The 16,409-nt window shown below is 72.6% G+C and carries 12 protein-coding genes and 1 pseudogene; 1 reads left to right on the forward strand and 12 read right to left on the reverse strand.

Annotated elements, in window-relative coordinates:
- Positions 1–40: 40 nt before the first annotated feature.
- The 7 genes from ispG to DEJ18_RS08470 form a co-directional block, all read right to left on the reverse strand.
- Entirely contained in the window at positions 41–1,171 is a 1,131-nt protein-coding gene (gene ispG, locus DEJ18_RS08440) for a flavodoxin-dependent (E)-4-hydroxy-3-methylbut-2-enyl-diphosphate synthase (protein ID WP_111210749.1), read from the reverse strand.
- 66 nt (positions 1,172–1,237) lie between these two features.
- Positions 1,238–1,807, reverse strand: coding sequence for a cysteine hydrolase family protein (locus DEJ18_RS08445; protein WP_258376942.1), 570 nt, complete (start codon positions 1,805–1,807; stop codon positions 1,238–1,240).
- Positions 1,804–3,342 (reverse strand): purine-cytosine permease family protein, encoded by a 1,539-nt coding sequence (locus DEJ18_RS08450; RefSeq protein WP_111210750.1) that lies wholly within the window; start codon positions 3,340–3,342, stop codon positions 1,804–1,806. The genes DEJ18_RS08445 and DEJ18_RS08450 overlap by 4 nt, the downstream gene beginning before the upstream one ends.
- A gap of 39 nt (positions 3,343–3,381) precedes the next feature.
- Positions 3,382–4,710 (reverse strand): M50 family metallopeptidase, encoded by a 1,329-nt coding sequence (locus tag DEJ18_RS08455; RefSeq protein WP_181434213.1) that lies wholly within the window; start codon positions 4,708–4,710, stop codon positions 3,382–3,384.
- Between the two features lie 103 nt (positions 4,711–4,813).
- Entirely contained in the window at positions 4,814–5,899 is a 1,086-nt protein-coding gene (gene dxr, locus DEJ18_RS08460; RefSeq protein WP_111210752.1) for a 1-deoxy-D-xylulose-5-phosphate reductoisomerase, read from the reverse strand.
- A 5-nt stretch (positions 5,900–5,904) separates the two neighbouring features.
- On the reverse strand, positions 5,905–6,873 hold the full coding sequence (locus tag DEJ18_RS08465) for an FKBP-type peptidyl-prolyl cis-trans isomerase (protein WP_111081673.1): 969 nt from the start codon (positions 6,871–6,873) through the stop codon (positions 5,905–5,907).
- Between the two features lie 5 nt (positions 6,874–6,878).
- Complete coding sequence (locus tag DEJ18_RS08470) at positions 6,879–7,376, reverse strand: OsmC family protein (protein ID WP_111210753.1); 498 nt, start codon at positions 7,374–7,376, stop codon at positions 6,879–6,881.
- Between the two features lie 41 nt (positions 7,377–7,417).
- Between DEJ18_RS08470 and DEJ18_RS08475 the strand changes: the two genes are divergently transcribed.
- Positions 7,418–8,404 carry an asparaginase gene (locus DEJ18_RS08475; protein ID WP_111210754.1) on the forward strand — a complete coding sequence of 329 codons (987 nt, stop codon included), beginning with the start codon at positions 7,418–7,420 and terminating at the stop codon, positions 8,402–8,404.
- A gap of 1,103 nt (positions 8,405–9,507) precedes the next feature.
- On the opposite strand, the gene DEJ18_RS08480 is transcribed toward DEJ18_RS08475, so the two are convergent.
- From DEJ18_RS08480 to DEJ18_RS08495, 5 genes and pseudogenes are all read right to left on the reverse strand, one after another.
- On the reverse strand, positions 9,508–11,382 hold the full coding sequence (locus tag DEJ18_RS08480; protein ID WP_220034332.1) for an FHA domain-containing protein: 1,875 nt from the start codon (positions 11,380–11,382) through the stop codon (positions 9,508–9,510).
- Between the two features lie 69 nt (positions 11,383–11,451).
- Positions 11,452–11,520, reverse strand: a pseudogene (locus DEJ18_RS16000) (zinc-ribbon domain-containing protein); the annotation flags it as partial.
- A gap of 60 nt (positions 11,521–11,580) precedes the next feature.
- On the reverse strand, positions 11,581–13,995 hold the full coding sequence (locus tag DEJ18_RS08485; protein WP_111210756.1) for a transglutaminase TgpA family protein: 2,415 nt from the start codon (positions 13,993–13,995) through the stop codon (positions 11,581–11,583).
- Positions 13,992–15,401 (reverse strand): DUF58 domain-containing protein, encoded by a 1,410-nt coding sequence (locus tag DEJ18_RS08490; RefSeq protein WP_111210757.1) that lies wholly within the window; start codon positions 15,399–15,401, stop codon positions 13,992–13,994. The genes DEJ18_RS08485 and DEJ18_RS08490 overlap by 4 nt, the downstream gene beginning before the upstream one ends.
- The gene (locus DEJ18_RS08495) at positions 15,398–16,369 is read right to left on the reverse strand and encodes an AAA family ATPase (protein WP_111081666.1); all 972 of its coding nucleotides are present in this window, start codon (positions 16,367–16,369) and stop codon (positions 15,398–15,400) included. Before DEJ18_RS08495 ends, DEJ18_RS08490 begins: the two co-directional genes overlap by 4 nt.
- Between the last annotated feature and the right edge of the window lie 40 nt (positions 16,370–16,409).

The following is a 16,409-nucleotide window of genomic DNA, read 5'->3' on the forward strand; positions in this document are numbered from 1 at the left end:
AGCCTCCCGGCCGAGTCGGTCGCCGTCGCGACCAGTGCAGCTACGAGGTGACCACCAGCGGCTTGCCGGTGCCGGCCGCCGGGCCCATCTCGTCGGCGAGGCGGTTCGCCTCGTCGATCAGGGTCCCGACGATCTCGGCCTCGGGGACGGTCTTGATGACCTGCCCCTTCACGAAGATCTGCCCCTTGCCGTTGCCCGAGGCGACGCCGAGGTCTGCCTCACGCGCCTCGCCCGGTCCGTTCACGACGCAGCCCATGACGGCGACGCGCAAGGGCACGGTCATGCCCTCGAGCCCCGAGGTGACGTCGTTGGCGAGCTGGTAGACGTCGACCTGCGCACGGCCACAGCTCGGGCAGGAGACGATCTCGAGCTTGCGTTCGCGGAGGTTGAGCGACTGCAGGATCTGCAGACCCACCTTCACCTCTTGTGCGGGCGGGGCGGAGAGCGAGACACGGATCGTGTCGCCGATGCCCTCGCCGAGCAGGATGCCGAACGCCGTGGCGCTCTTGATGGTGCCCTGGAACTCCGGGCCCGCCTCGGTGACGCCGAGGTGCAGCGGCCAGTCGCCGCGCTCGGCCAGCTGCCGGTACGCCTTCACCATGATGATCGGGTCGTTGTGCTTCACCGAGATCTTGAAGTCGTGGAAGTCGTGCTCCTCGAACAGGCTCGCCTCCCACACGGCGGACTCGACGAGCGCTTCGGGCGTGGCCTTGCCGTACTTCTGCAGCAGGCTCGGCTCGAGCGAGCCGGCGTTCACCCCGATGCGCAGGCTCACACCGGCGTCCTTCGCGGCCTTGGCGATCGCCCCGACCTGGTCGTCGAACTTCCGGATGTTGCCCGGGTTCACGCGCACCGCGGCGCACCCGGCGTCGATGGCCTGGAACACGTACTTCGGCTGGAAGTGGATGTCGGCGATCACCGGGATCTGCGACTTCTTCGCGATGATCGGCAGCGCGTCCGCGTCGTCCTGGCTCGGCACGGCGACCCGGACGATGTCGCAACCGGAGGCGGTGAGCTCGGCGATCTGCTGCAGGGTCGCGTTGATGTTCGTGGTCGGCGTCGTGGTCATCGACTGCACCGACACGGGGGCGTCACCACCGACGAGGACCTTGCCGACCCGGATCTGCCGGGACTTGCGACGAGGGGCCAGGGTTTCGGGGGCCTTCGGCATTCCGAGGTTCACTGCGGGCACGGTGGGAACTCTACGCGCTCGTCCGCGGGACGCGGTGCGGGCCGCTCACAGGGAGTCGACGACCGTGACCAACGGGGCGTACAGGCGCATCGCGTCGAGGGCGCGTGCGTGGTCGGCGTCGCTCGCGCCGGCGCACGCGGAGGCGACGACCGTCACACGGACACCGGCGTCAGCGGCCGCGAGGGCGGTCGAGAGGACACAGCAGTCGGTCGAGACACCGGCGAGGACGAGGTGCGGCTGCTCCCCCGTGACCCGTCGGAGGCTCGTCCCCCACTTCCCGAAGGTCGTCTCGGTGACGACGGGGTCGCCACGCTCGGCCCGCCCGGCGAACGGCTCGGTGAGCGCGTACAGCGGGTCGGTGTCGGGAACGAGGGCGAAGGGCCAGTCGCGGTAGTACGGCCGCCAGGCACCCGTCGGCCGTTCGGGCGCGACGAAGCGCGTGAACACGGTCCGTCCGGGGAACCGCGGGAGCAGCTCCTCGATCGCCGCGGCGGCGTCGGCGTAGCGCGGTGCCGCCCACGGGCTGGCACCGGTGAAGACCCGCTGCATGTCGATGACGACGAGCCACCCGTCGGCGGGGTCGGACGCGTCGGTGGGGTCGGATGCGTCGATCACGGGTGCAGCTCCCCCTCGGGGACACGGGACACCGGCTCGGTGACCGGGAGCGACTCCTGCCGACGGACCGCGCCCCGACCGAGCAGCAGGGTGCCGAGGAACCCGACGAGCAGCGCCACGAGCACGCCGAGGTTCGCGTACGCCCACGGCCCCGTCACGCCGCCGAGGCCGAACGGCCCGAGCAGGAAGCCCTGCCAGTGCACGAGCTCCGCGCCCGCCGTCGTGTTCGTGACGAGCCCCCAGCCGAGGACCGACCCGACGACGACCAGCCCGATCGCGGACCACCGCACGTCCCCGTACCGACCTCGCGGCGTGTCGAGCTCTCCCTCGGCGTACGCGCGACGGCGGAGCAGGACGTCCGCGACGAACACACCGCACCAGGCGGCGATCGGCACGCCGAGGGTGATGAGGAAGGCCTGGAACGGGCCGATGAAGTCCGTCGCGAAGAACACCACGAAGACCGCCCCCGCCACCATGAGGACACCGTCGACACCGGCCGCGACCGGACGCGGGATCCGGACCCCGGCGCTGAGGAGCGCGAGTCCGGACGAGTAGATGTCGAGCACCGCACCGCCGACGAGTCCGAGGATCGCGACGACGGCGAACGGCACGAGGAACCAGGTCGGCATCACCGTCACGAGGGCGCCGATCGGGTCGACGGAGATCGCCGCACCGAGGTCGTCGGACGAGCCCGCGAGCATGACGCCGACGACCACGAGGACCACGGGCGCGAGCGCACCGCCGAACGTCGTCCAGCCCACCACACCCCCGGTCGACGACGACCGCGGCAGGTAGCGGGAGTAGTCCGCGGCGGCGTTCACCCACCCGAGCCCGAAGCCGGTCATCACCAGGACGAGCGCGCCGACGACCTGCTGCGCGCTCCCCGCCGGCAGCGCCCCGAGCCGTCCCAGGTCGATCGAGGGCAGGGCGAGCACCACGTAGACGACGGTCAGGAGGCCGGTCACCACGGTGATCCACGTCTGCAACCGCATGATGACGTCGAAGCCCGCGATCCCGGCGCCGACCACGAGTGCGGCGACGACGAGCAGTGCGACGAGCTTCGTGAGCACGCCGTCGTCCCACCCGAGCTCGCGGAACACGGTCGAGGTGGCGAGCACCGCCAGTGCGGCGAGGGCGGTCTCCCACCCGACCGTCAACACCCAGCTGAGGAACGAGGGGAGCCGGTTGCCGCGGACACCGAACGCGGCACGACTCAGCACCATGGTCGGTGCGGAGCCGCGTTTGCCGGCGACGGCGACGATGCCGCAGAGCAGGAACGAGAACACCACGCCCACGACCGACACCACCAGCGCCTGTGCGAGTGAGATCCCGAAACCGAGGACGAACGAGCCGTAGGCCAGCCCGAGCACCGAGATGTTCGCGGCGAACCACGGCCAGAAGAGTCCGCGAGGGCGTCCCTTGCGTTCACCCTCGCCGATGACGTCGATCCCCTGGTGTTCGATGGCCCGGGTCCCCGTGGCGGACGGCTGCTCGACGGTCGACGACCGGGGACGGGCCGCTGGCTCTGCGCTCATGCGCGCCAGCGTAGTGCTCGTCCGGGCCCGTGACGGCGACTAGCCGAACAGGTCCACCGGTCGCACGAGGTCGGCGTAGATGAGCAGCGCACTCATGCCCGCGAGGAGCACGACCACGACCATGGTCAGCGGCATCGTCTTCGCGAGGTCGATGGGCCCCGGATCCGCCTTGCCGAACAGCCGGAAGGTGCGTCGCTTCACCGCTTCCCACAGGGCGCCGGCGATGTGGCCGCCGTCGAGCGGGAGCAGCGGCACCATGTTCAGCACGAACAGCCCGATGTTGAGCGAGGCCAACAGACCGAGGATCGTGTACACCTTGTCCACGACGGGGACGCCGCTCATCGACGACACCGTGCCGATCGCCCGTCCGACGCCGACGACCGACACCGGGCTGTCCTGCGCCCGCTCCTGTGCGCCGAACGCCGCGTTCCAGACGGCGACGAGGCGCTGCGGCAGGTCGATGATGAGGTGGGCGGACGCGGCGATCTGGGCACCGGCCGCGGGCAGCACCGCCGCCGGCGACTGGCGGACGAGCGTCTGGCCGATGCTCACCCCGACGACCCCGACCCGCTGCGTCTTCGTCGTCCCGTCGCTGTTCTCCGCGACCGCACCGTCCTCGGTGTACACGTCCCGGGTGGCCAGCTGCGGGGTCACCTGCAACGTGCGCTCGGCTCCGTCGCGCTCGACGACCACGGTGACCTGTTCCCCCGCGGAGCGCTGGAACAGCTCGGAGACCTCGGTGATCGTCGGGTTGCGCCGCCCGTCGACCGACACGACCACGTCGCCCGACCGGATCCCGGCCTCCTTCGCCGGCGAGACCGCATCGCCGTCCGTGCACGTCGTCCGGGCACTCGTCGGCAGCACGCAGTCGACCCTGGTCGTGAACGTCGTGGTCGGGGCACCGAACCCCACGAGGAGCACCCCGAACAGCAGGACCCCGATCACCAGGTTCATCGCCGGCCCCGCGACCATCACGATGATCCGCTTCCACGGCGTGAGTCGGTAGAAGGCGCGCGAGTCGTCGCCACCGGACTCCGCGATCTGCTCGGCGCTGGCGGCCCTGGCGTCCTGCACGAACGCCGAGTACATGCCGGTGTTCGTGATCTCACGCCCGGACGCGCGCGGCTTCAGCATGCCGACCATCGAGATGTAGCCGCCGAGCAGGATCGGCCGGATGCCGTACTCGGTCTCGCCGCGCCGGAAGGACCAGACGGCCTTGCCGAACCCGAGCGAGTACTGGGTCACCTTGACGTTGAAGAGCTTGGCGAAGGCCAGGTGGCCGAGCTCGTGGAGGCCGATCGACACCAGCAGACCGATGATGAAGACGACGACGCCGAGGACGAAGAGCAGGACGGTTCCGACGGTCACCGGGAAAGGGTACGGGACGCTCACCATGACCCAGCCGTACGCGGGCTGGGTGGTGGTGCGAGCCTCCAGAGCAGGACGGACCGGCCGGGAGGCGCGCGTCGACTCAGCGGGTCAGGATGCGGTCGGCCTGCTGCCGCGCCCACCGCTCGGCGGCGAGGACGCCCTCGAGGGACGGTTCCCCCGCGCGGTGCCCGTCCATGACCCGCGCCACCGTGTCGACGATGTCGAGGAAGCCGATGGCACCGGCGTGGAAGGCGGCGACGGCCTGCTCGTTCGCCGCGTTGAACACGGCGGGGAACGTCCCGCCGAGCACGCCGACACGCTTGGCGAGGTCGACGGCGCCGAAGGCACGGGAGTCGAGCGGTTCGAAGGTCCAGGTGCTCGCGGTCGTCCAGTCCAGCGGCACGCCGACGTCCGGCACGCGGTCCGGCCAGGCCATCCCGAGGGCGATCGGCAGACGCATGTCCGGCGGGGACGCCTGCGCGATCGTGGAGCCGTCGACGAACTCGACCATCGAGTGGACGACCGACTGCGCGTGCACCGTGACGTCGATGCGGTCGTACGGCACGTCGAAGAGCAGGTGGGCCTCGATGACCTCGAGGCCCTTGTTGACGAGCGTCGCGGAGTTCGTCGTGACGACGAGACCCATGTCCCAGGTCGGATGGGCCAGCGCCTGCGCCGGCGTGACGTCACAGAGTTCCTCGCGGCTCCGACCACGGAACGGGCCGCCGCTCGCGGTGAGGACGAGTCGCCGGACCTCCGCGTCCCTCCCCGAGCGGAGGGCCTGCGCGATCGCGGAGTGCTCGCTGTCGACCGGGACGATCTGTCCGGGCGCGGCGGCGGCCCGTACGAGCGCACCGCCGACGATGAGGCTCTCCTTGTTGGCCAGGGCCAGCGTCGCCCCGGTCTCGAGGGCGGCGAGGGTGGGGCCGAGGCCGACGGAGCCGGTGATGCCGTTGAGGACGACGTCCGCTTCGACGCTGCGCACCAGGCGTTCCGCGTCGGCGGCACCGAGCGCCGTGTCCCGGACGCCGAGGCGATCGGCCTGCTGAGCGAGGGCTCCGGCGTTGCTGCCGGCGGTCAGGCCGACCACCTCGAACCGGTCGGGGTTGCGCGCGATGACGTCGAGCGCCTGGGTGCCGATCGACCCCGTGCTCCCGAGGAGGACGACGCGGCGGCGGCTCGACACCGGGATCAGCCCTTGGCCAGCAGGTCGACCACGAAGACCAGGGTCGCGTCGGCCGGGATGCCCGAGCCTTCCGGTGGGTTGGCGCCGTAGCCGTCCTCCGGGGTGACGACGATCATCACCTGCGAGCCGATCTTCTGACCGACCAGGCCCTTCACGAACCCGGGGATCAGCCCGCTGTTCGAGATCGTGAACGTCGTCGGCGAGCCCTTCGACCACGAGGAGTCGAACTCCTTGCCGCCCTCGTACGCGACGCCCTTGTACTGCACGAGCGCGGTGTCGCCGTCCTCGATGACGTCACCGTCGCCCTGCTTGATGACCTCGGCCGTGGTCTTCGTCGGAGCGTCGGTGTCCGGGATGGTGATCTCCGGCTCGCCGTCCGCCTTGTCCTCCACCGTGGGGAGCGCCGGGTCCTGGTCCTGCGGCGTGCCGGTCGACTTGGTCGGGGTCTGCTCGACGACGTCCGCGACGACGACGATCGACCCGCTCGTGTTGAAGCCGAGTGCGGCTGCTTGCCCGACGACGGCGACACGGTCACCGACGTGTGCACAGGCGAGGAGCGCGCCGAAGCCGGTGCCGCCGACGGAGAGGACCTGCGGGTTGCCCTGGTCGAAGCCGACGGTGACGAGGTTCTTCGCGTCCTTCGCGTCGTACGCCGTGTACGCGACCTGGACGAAGTCGCCGTCGGCCAGTGCGTCGCCCTTGCCCTCCACGGTCCGGGTCGCCTGCGGCGGGGCGGCGGAGAGGCCGTCGTCGAACGTCACCTCGGGCGCGGTCGACCCGCCGACTGCACCCGTGGCGGTGATCGAGTCCGACGCCTTCCCCGGCTTCGGGCACGACGAGATCGGCGTCGCCGTCGCGCCGGGGGTCGACGTGGCGGACGCCGAGGCGTCCGAGGAGCCGGAGCCGGAACAGGCCGCGAGGCCGAGGACCACGGCGGGCACGAGGGCGATCGGGAGCAGACGGAGACGCTTCACACGGGTCATCCTGCCGTACCCACCGATGTGTCGGCTCCGAGGACGACGATCTCGGGCTCGTGGTGGACGGGGAACGCCACCGATCGTGCGATGAAGCAGAGGCGGTTCGCTTCGGCGTGTGCGGACACGGCGTCCTCGACACGATCGGCTTCCCGGATGGTGACGACGGGACGGAGGACGGCCCCGGTGAGCTCGCCCGAACCGTCGCGGTGGAGGTCGAGGCTCGCCGTGGCACGGTCGTCGTACTGCACGACGGTGAAGCCACGGGTGACGGCGACGTGCAGGTAGCTCAGCATGTGGCACTGGGTGAGGGCAGCGAGGACCAGCTCCTCCGGGTTCCAGCGGTCCCGGTCGCCGCGGAAGGTCGGGTCGGCGCTGCCGAGGACGTCGGGCTTGCCGTCGGCACTGACGAGGTGGTCACGGCCGTAGTCGCGGTACCCGCTCGTGCCGGTCCCCCGGTCGCCCGTCCAGTGCACGGAGACCTCGTAGGAGTGGTCGTTCATCGCGGTCCCTTCGTCGTGGAGGTGGTCGGTAGGATCGCGCCATGAGCACGGCCACCAGCACCGACCGTCATCCTCTCACCGCCGACGGGTCGGTCGAGTTGGCCGTCCTCGACCGCTCCGGCTTCGAGGAGAGTCGCCACGTCGGAGCGGGGGTCGTCGTCGGTCCGGACGGTACGGTGCTCGACTCCGTGGGTGACGCCGGCGCGAGCATCTACCCGCGCTCGACGATGAAGCCCCTCCAGGCGCTCGCGATCCGCCGCGCAGGCGCCTTGTTCGCGGGTGACGAGCTGGTCATGACGACCGCGAGCCACGCCGGGACGCCGTCCCACCAGTCACTCGCACTCCGGATGCTCGAGCGGTTCGACCACGTCGAGGAGGACCTGGGGTGCCCGCCGGACCTGCCGTTCGACCGGGACACCGCGCGGAACACGAGCGGCCCCCGTCGTCTGGCGATGAACTGCTCCGGGAAGCACGCGGGGATGCTCGCCGCGTGCCGTGTCCACGGCTGGGACGAGTCGACCTACCTGGACATCCGGCACCCGCTGCAGCAGGCGGTCCGGAGCACGGTCGAGGACGCCACCGGTGAGGTCGTCGACCTCGTCGGGACGGACGGTTGCGGAGCACCGGTCTTCCCGCTCACACTCACCGGGCTGGCCCGGGGCATCGCCGGGGTCGTCTCCCGTGCGGACGAGGACACCGCTGCCCTGACCGATGCCGTCCTGGCCGACCCCTGGGCGATCGACGGCGTCGGGCGTGCGAACACCGTCACCATCGAGCGGCTCGGCCTGCTGGCGAAGCTCGGCGCCGAGGGCGTCATGGTCATGGGCGTGCCGGGCGGCCCGGCCGTCGCCGTCAAGGTCCTCGACGGTGCCCTGCGCGCCGGGACGCTCGCGGCCCTGACGCTGCTCGTGCGCAACGGCCTGGTCGATGCGGACGCCGCCGCCGGCGTGCTCGAGGTGACCGGGGAGCGCGTCCTCGGTAGCGGCTCGCCCGTCGGGGCCATCCGGGTCGGCGCAGGCCTGCGCTGACCTGCGGTGCGCTGATCGGGCTCGTGGCGAACGAGCTCGACCGGCCCGGGTCCCGCCGATGATGCGGTCGCGAGGGGACTGCTCGCTCCGGTCGGCACGACGAGCAGCGGCAGCGTCGGTGCGAGCACGACCCCGTCGCCGTCGCGGGACGGGCCCTGGTCCGGCCCCGCTCCCACCGCGACACCCTCGTCACGCTCGGTGTCCGCGTCCACCGCTGGCGTGGTGCTCGACTCCGTGCTGCCACCGCTCCGCGCGGAGCCCGCGCCGATGTCCGTCTCGGCGGTCCGGAGGCGGCATCCGTAGCGCGTGACCTCCACCACGGTCGCCCAGCGTCTGGGCATGGATCCCAGGCCCGGGACCAGGACGACGGTCCCGAGCCGGGCACCGTGGTCGGTCAGCAGCGAGGCGGCGGCGCTCCCCTCCGGCATCGTGTGCCGGACGACCCGATCGCCGAGGACGCCGACGTCAGCCGCGATGCGCAGGGATGCACGAGGACCCGCGGGTGCGGGAGCACCGGTGGGGTGGAGGCCGTCGAGCTGGTCGACGAGTGCGGTGAAGACGGCACGTGCCAGTGCGCCCCGGCCTCGGACGAGCACTCCTGCAGCAGGGTCGGCCGTCATCGCCCGTCCTGCCGGGTCCCGCCCGAGCACCAGGAGACGCCCGTTCTGTGGCGGGTCTCCCTCGAGCCTGCCCGCCTCGGGCCCGGTCCGGGCGCATGGTGCGTCGGCGTCTCCGGCTCCCCCGCCCGGCTGCTCCTGTGGGGCCGGCACGACGACGGTCCGCACGTCGTCCGCTCCGCCGGTCGAGGGTACGGCGAGGCCGATCATCGCGCTCAGTACTGCCGCGACGAGCAGCACCGGACGACTCGCTCCGGTGGCGGCCGTCGCACCGACCGCGACGACGAACGCGACGACGAAGACGATGCGACGCGTGACACGTGGGCTCATGCACCGATCTCAGGCCACGAGGGACCACGTCGTCGCTCCCGGCGAGCGACTGTGGATGGTGCGGACGGTCGCCGAGCCCTGTGGAGTGGGGAGCCCCTTCGGTCGTCGACCCTCCGTGGAGGACCGGACGACCAGGCGTCGATCGACCGACCAGCGTCACTGGACGAGGAAGAACTGCTCCCCGATGTCGACGCGGGCACCACGTTCGACGCGGTACCGACGTCCTGGCTCGCACCGGCGGATCGAGCCGTCGATGTGTCGGATCATCGTGCCGTTGCCCGAGTACCGGTCGGAGACCCAGAGGTCGTCGCCGTCCCGTCCGAGTTCCAGATGCGTCTTCGACACCGACTTGCCGGGGTCGCGGATCGTCAGCAGACCGTCGAACTGTTCGTCGGCCTCGGGCCGAGGCAGTCGGCCGAGCAGCGCGGATCCGTGCACACCGAGACGCTCGCCGGTGCTGAAGTGGAGCAGGAACGGTGCCTGCGCAGGTGCCCGGGAGACGATCCGTGTCGCTTCGACGTCGTCGTCCGCGCTCGTGTCCTCGTCCGCGCTGGCGTCCTCGTCCGTCACGGCCTCGGTGCGCTCCGCTGCACCCGTCGGTGACGCAGGGGTGACCGGCGGGAGCGGCGCGGCGACCGGGGGAAGCGGCGCGGCGACGGGGGGAAGCGGCGCGGCGGCGGGCCGGAGGTGCACGTCGGTCTCGGAACGGGCCTCCGCTCCGGTCTCCGTGGCCTGGTCGTGGTCCGGAACGTCGAGCGACGAGTCCGTCGCCTCGCCGGTGACGTCGCCTTCGCCGGTGACGTCGCCTTCGCCGGTGACGTCGCCTTCGCCGGTGACGTCACCTTCGCCGGCATCGTCGGAACCCGCCGGGTCACGGGGACCATCCGAGGCGGCGCCACCCTCCGCCGCCTCGCTGGAGATCTCCGGGTCGGGGGAAGGAGCACCGTCCGAGGCGGTGCCAGGGGCCGGGAGTCGGTCGGCGTGGTCGCCCGCACCAGTACCGCCGGAACCGTCCCGCACTCCGTCGTCGGCAGGATCCTCGGACCCGGCAGCACCGTCCGTGCCGTCGGCTCCGACGCGCACCGCGTCGTCCTGGTCACCGGCGTCGTGCACGTCGGACCCCTCGGCGGGCAGCCCGTCCTTCTCCTCGGTCAACTCGTGGGCGTCCGAGACCGCGCTGCGCAGGGCTTCCTCGTCGGCGGCCCAGTCCGGACGGGTGAGCGGCAACGGCATCACCGGACCGGTGAAGGCGGCCGTGACGGCGGGACGGACCGACCCGCACTCCTCGCAGAAGATGTCGTCGGGCTCGAGCATGTGGCCACACACGTGACAGGTCGTGCTCTGGCTGCCGGGCGCGACGAGCGGTGCCGGGCGGGGGGTCCGACGTTCGGCCAGCGGCTGGAAGGCGGCGGTGTCACCGGGGCGGGGCGCATCATCGGACGGGGTGCCGGACGCGGTGTCGTCGGTGACGCGGCGATCGCTCGCCGGACCACCGGTGGCGTCGACGGACGGCGCACGGCCGATCCACCACGAGGGACCGGACGTGGGCGCGGCAGCGGCGGCGGGCGGTTCCCACGCCGGCGTGCTGCCCGCCTCGGGCGTGCCGGCTCCGGCGTCCCAGGCGTCGGCGCGCTGGACCTCGGGGTCGTCCTGCGGAGCGACCACCTCGGCCGTGAAGGCATCGGGATCCAGCGTCGGTTCGGCGGACACGTCGTCCGTCGCAGCGGCCGAGCGTCCGGTCCAGTCCCCGAGGCCGGTGCCGGAGCCGTGGACGTGCGTCGGGGCGCTGCGCGGCGCGAGGTCGTGGTGGTCGGCGTCCGCCGACAGGGCGGGGTCGACCGCGGTCTCGTCGGTCGGCGGAGCCTCGTGATCAGCGAGCGCGCCGTCCGTCCCCTCGGTCTGCCCGGCGGGGGACGCACCGCGGTCGATGCCGGTCAACCAGGCACGGGTCGCGGGGTCGAGGGTCGACTCCGGCAACCAGGCGTCGGCAGCCTGGTCCGTACTCCGCCCGTGCGCGCCCGGCTGCTGCAAGGGCGGCGGGGTCCCGCGGTCGACGGGTTCGACGGGTGCAGTGCGACGCGCTGCCGAGGTCGTGACGGCTCGTCCGCACTCACCGCAGAAGATCGCTCCGTCCGGGAGCGTCGATCCGCAGTGTTCGCATCTGATCACAGGGTGCCTCTGTCCTCGTCCGACCGTTCGCCAGGTGCTTCCGGCCTCCGGACATCGTAGTCACCGCCGCTCGGAGCGACCTCCCACGGCCGCCGGAGGCCCCGCCGACGCTGACTCCGCCGGTTCCGCCGCATGCCTCGACGGCACGGACCACGCCGGACGCCGTGACCGCAGTGAGCGGAGCGAGGTCGCCGCCCGGAACCGGGCACGACGATCACGCCCCGACCCGAGCGCGACGATCGCGGTGTCGGCGATCGCCCAGGTCCGCTCGGCGGTCTGGTCGTCGACGTCGGCCGGACCGAAGACCGCGGCGTCGGCACCCGCGGCGAGGGCGGCCCCGTCCGAGCCCGGCGCGGTCGACGCGACCTCCTGACGGGTGGCGGTCGGAACGACGTCGTGACCACCGTCGAGGAGGGCGTCCCGGTACTCGTCCCACGCTCCGACCACACGCGCTCTGGGATCCGGAGCACGGCGCCGTCGCCTCCGGCGGAGCCGCTTCACGAGCACGATGCCAGCGGCAGGGAGCAGCAGGACCATCGAGAGACCGAGCACGCCGAGTGCCCACGGGAGCACCGCGAGCAGGACCTGCAACCAGAGCGGCTGCGTGGGTGGGGTCTCGCGGTCGGCGTCCGGCGGCGTCTGCTGGTCCTGTTCCTGCGGCTCGGCGGGTGGCGGGGGCACGACCGTCTCAGGACGGGTCACCGGTTCCGGCGTCTGCTCCGACTCGTCCGGGATCTCCCGCACGTCCGGGTTGGGGTCGAGCATGACCCACCCCCACTGCGCGGTGTCGACCTCGATGCGCGCCGTGACGTCCGATCCGCGGAACGTCGTGGTGTCGTCGACCGTCGTGTCGGCCGGTGCTCCGGAGTCACCACCGGGGGTGAACCCGAGCACGACCCGCGCTGGGAAACCGATCTCCCGCGCCATCAGCGCTGCGGCCACCGCGTACTGCTCCTGGTCCCCCACCATCGGCTGCGCGGTGAGCAGCTGTTCGATTCGGTCGGCGCCGTGGCCGCTCCGACTCGGGCGGTCGTCTCCGACCCCGTGGCTCACGTACCCGTCGCGCGCGAGCGCCCGCAGCACCGCGAGCAGCTGCGCCCCCGGGGCCGTGCCGTCGTCGGTGTCGGCCCGCACGACGTCCCGCACGGCATCCGGCACGGAACGGGGCGTCGGCACGGCCGCGTCGCCGGGTCGGGCGTCGACGAGCTCGTCCTCCGTCGGCTGGTCGGGCAGGACGGCGGACAGCGAGTAGCGCGTCCGACCCGTGACCCCGTCGACGAGGGCGGCCGTGCCGGTCGAGCGGTTGAGGAAGAACGCCGAGCGCTCCTCGTCGGCTGCTGCGCCGCGGAACGTGACCGCTTCGAGGTCGCCGACGGTCGGCAGCCACACGCCCCGGTAGCCGCTCACGCGCACGTCGACCCGGACCCGGGTGCCGCGGACGTCGCGGGTGTCGACCGACGTCGGCACCCGCTCGAAGGACCCGGACGCCGCCGCCCCGTCCGGTCCACCGACCCGGTAGACGACGCCGTCGTACGTGTCGAGCGTGGCGACCCGCACGAAGCCCCCTGCCGGCAAGCCGCTCACGGTCAGTTGGGTCCGGTCGGCCTCGTCCGACCGCTGGTAGGCCCGGAACCCGCTCAGGGGGCTGACCTGCGTGGTCGGGTCGAACGGCTTGACCACGTCCGTCCGGGCGACCGTGCGCGCCGCGGAGGGCGTCACCACGAGACCGAGCCCGGTCGCGACCACCGCTGCCACGGCGATCGTGGCCGTGCCGACGAGGGCCGGCCGGACGACCGCCCGGCCGACCGGGACGCGCGCGCCGGTCGTGCCGGCGACGGCGACCGCTCGCCGGACGTGCCGGGAGGTCAGTGCCCACACGAGCGCGATGCCCGCCAGGACCACCGCGAGCACGACGGACGTCTCGAGTCGCGACGGACCGACCACCACTCCGGCGACGAACAGCGCGAGCGCCGGCAGGCTGGCGAGTTCCGGACGGGAGGCCCTGGTGGCGACGCTCACACCGGTCACTGCAGCGAGCAGCACGGACACGGCGTACGGCACCAGGAGCGCCTCGTAGGACCCGACCGGCAGGTCGACGGTGAGGAGCTGCCGCCAGGCGAGGGCGACACCGGCGAACAGGTCGACGAGACCGCGACCGGTCGGGAGGAGGCCGGCGGCCTCGTCCGGTACCGCCGTCGGCACGCCCGTCGCGGCGAACCCCACGACCGTGGCGACCGCCACGGCCGCGGCCGGGAGGCGCGACACGGCACCGAGGACCGCCACCAGTGACCCGACGACGAGCGCCGTGACGCCCGCGGCGACCATCGACGTGTCCTGGTACACGGGCCACCAGGCGACGCTCGCGACCGCGAGGAGGAGCCAGACCGCGAGCGTCCCGCCGACGAGGCGCACCGGCGACGGGCGGTCCCGACGCGCTGCTCCGCGTGGACGCCGCTGGCCGGAGTCGACACTCATGCGCTCACCGACCGGTGCAGGGCGTGCCGGAGGTCCTCGAGGTACCCGATCGTCATGACCGTCAACCCGGCCACCCGCACCGAACGCGGCACCGCCTCCGGCTCACAGACGACGGCGACCACCTCGACACCGACCGGGAACCGGCTGGCCGCGAGCCGCAGCGCCGCGACGCCCACGGTCGAGCCCACGACGAGGAACGCGACCGAGATCCCCACCGTGTCACGTCCGACGATGCCCGCGACCTCGGCCACCGGCAGGCACGCGTCGGCGAGCCCCACGCTGGCGAACGCGTCCAGCAGCCGCGTCGGGGTCACCGTCGGCAGTGTCTGCACGGCACGGACCGGCCGCTTCGCGAACTCCGGGGTCCGCTCCGACACGACGACGGTCACCTCGCGGCCGTCCCGGACCGCTCGCGCACCGAGCGAGGCGGCGACGCTGACCGCGAGCTCGAACTCCTCGTCGTCGTCGAACTCGGAGCGGGACACCCCGAGGCCGACGACCAGGTGCGACCTCCTGGTGTCCTCGAACTGCCGCACCATGAACGCGCCCGTCTTGGCGGTCGACTTCCAGTGGATGGTCCGTGGGTGGTCGCCGGGCACGTACTCCCGGATTGCGTGGAACGCGATGTCGGCCGGGGAGAGGTCGGTGGTCGCCTGGCCCTCGAGGTCACGGACGAGCCCGGTGCTCGTCGAGGGGATCGCGATCGTCCGCGGGTGCACGACGACCTGCTCGCGCGCGGTCCAGACGACCTCGCGCCGGACGAGCCCGACCGGGTCCGCCCGGACCCCCGTCAGCGGCCCGACGTCGAGCACACCCCGACGCGTCGTCGGCACCGGGACGTGCTGCTCATGGCTCCCGTTCGGAGCGACCGCCGGGACGACCACGTCGACCAGGCCGGTGCCGACGGGGAGTTCGACCGTGGTCGGGACCGAGGGCAGGCGCGTCGGGTTCTCGGCCGTGACGGTCACCCCGGCCTCGCCACCGACCACCACCCGGGCCTGCGGGAGCGACATCCGGATCACGAGTCGTGACCGGCCGAGCAGCGCGATCGCCGCGATGACGACGAGGACCGCCCCGGCCCACCCGACGACGACGACCTCGCGCAGACCGAAGCGGTACCCGGTGACGAACGCGACGACCGTGAGGGCCAGGACGGTCCACCCCAGGCCGGTGACCACCGACGACACCTCGTCCCAGGAACGGCGGGCGAGCCTCCAGGCCGTACGCCAGAGACGGACGACCCCCACGACCGCGTCGGCGGCGACGTCGTCACGGTCCCCGACGAGACGCGTGCGGACGTTCGTCAGGCCGGCGACCGTCCCGGTGCGTTCCTGCGCCGCGCCACGACGCGACCGCGTCGCGACGGGACGACGGGAGCGCGTGTCGACGGGCCGGCGATCGGTCACCGTGGGACCCGGTCGGCGGGTGGGGGCGTCTCGACGAGGAGCTGGGCGATGACGCTCGACGCGTCGACCCCGTCGAACTCGGCTTCGGCGTCGAGGACCAGGCGGTGCGCGAGGACCGGTTGCGCGAGGGCCTTCACGTCGTCCGGCGTGACGTAGTGGCGTCCGTTGACGGCCGCGTGGACACGGCTCGCACGGATCAGGCCCATCGCGCCGCGGACGCTGACACCCAGCCGGACCTCGCTGGCGGCTCGGGTACCGTCCACCAGGCGGGCGACGTAGTCCGCGATGACCGCGTCGACGTGGACGGTGCGCGCCAGGGCGGCCATCTCGGTGACGGTCGCGGCGGGGACGACGCTCGCGAGCGGCACGGACACGGACGGCGCCGAGGCGGCCTCGAGGATCCTCACCGTCGCGGCGTGGTCCGGGTAACCGATCGAGGTCTTCATGAGGAAGCGGTCGAGCTGTGCCTCGGGCAGCCGGTAGGTCCCGGCCTGCTCGATCGGGTTCTGGGTGGCGACCACCATGAAGGGCTGCGCGAGCCGGTGCGTGACGCCGTCGACCGTGACGGCGGACTCCTCCATCGCCTCGAGCAGCGCGGACTGGGTCTTCGGGCTGGCCCGGTTGATCTCGTCGGCGAGGACGATGTTCGCGAAGACCGGCCCCCGGTGGAACTCGAACTCCTGCGCCCGCTGGTCGTAGACGCTGATGCCGCTGATGTCACCGGGCAGCAGGTCCGGGGTGAACTGGATCCGGCTGGTCGCCCCCTGCACGCTCTGCGCGAGGGCCCGCGCGAGACTCGTCTTGCCGGTGCCGGGGACGTCCTCGAGCAGCAGGTGTCCCTCGCTGAGCATCGCCGTGACCGCCAGGCGGATGACGAACGTCTTGCCGAGGAGCACCTGCTCGACGTTGGTGACGATGCGGCCGGCGACGTCGGCGAACCAGGCGGCCTGCTCCGGGGTCATGCTCATGCGGGAGTCGTTCCTTCGGTGGTGGGGACGGCGTGGCGGG

Origin of the sequence: Curtobacterium sp. MCSS17_015, from assembly GCF_003234265.2 — a bacterium.
Classification (GTDB): Bacteria; Actinomycetota; Actinomycetes; order Actinomycetales; family Microbacteriaceae; genus Curtobacterium.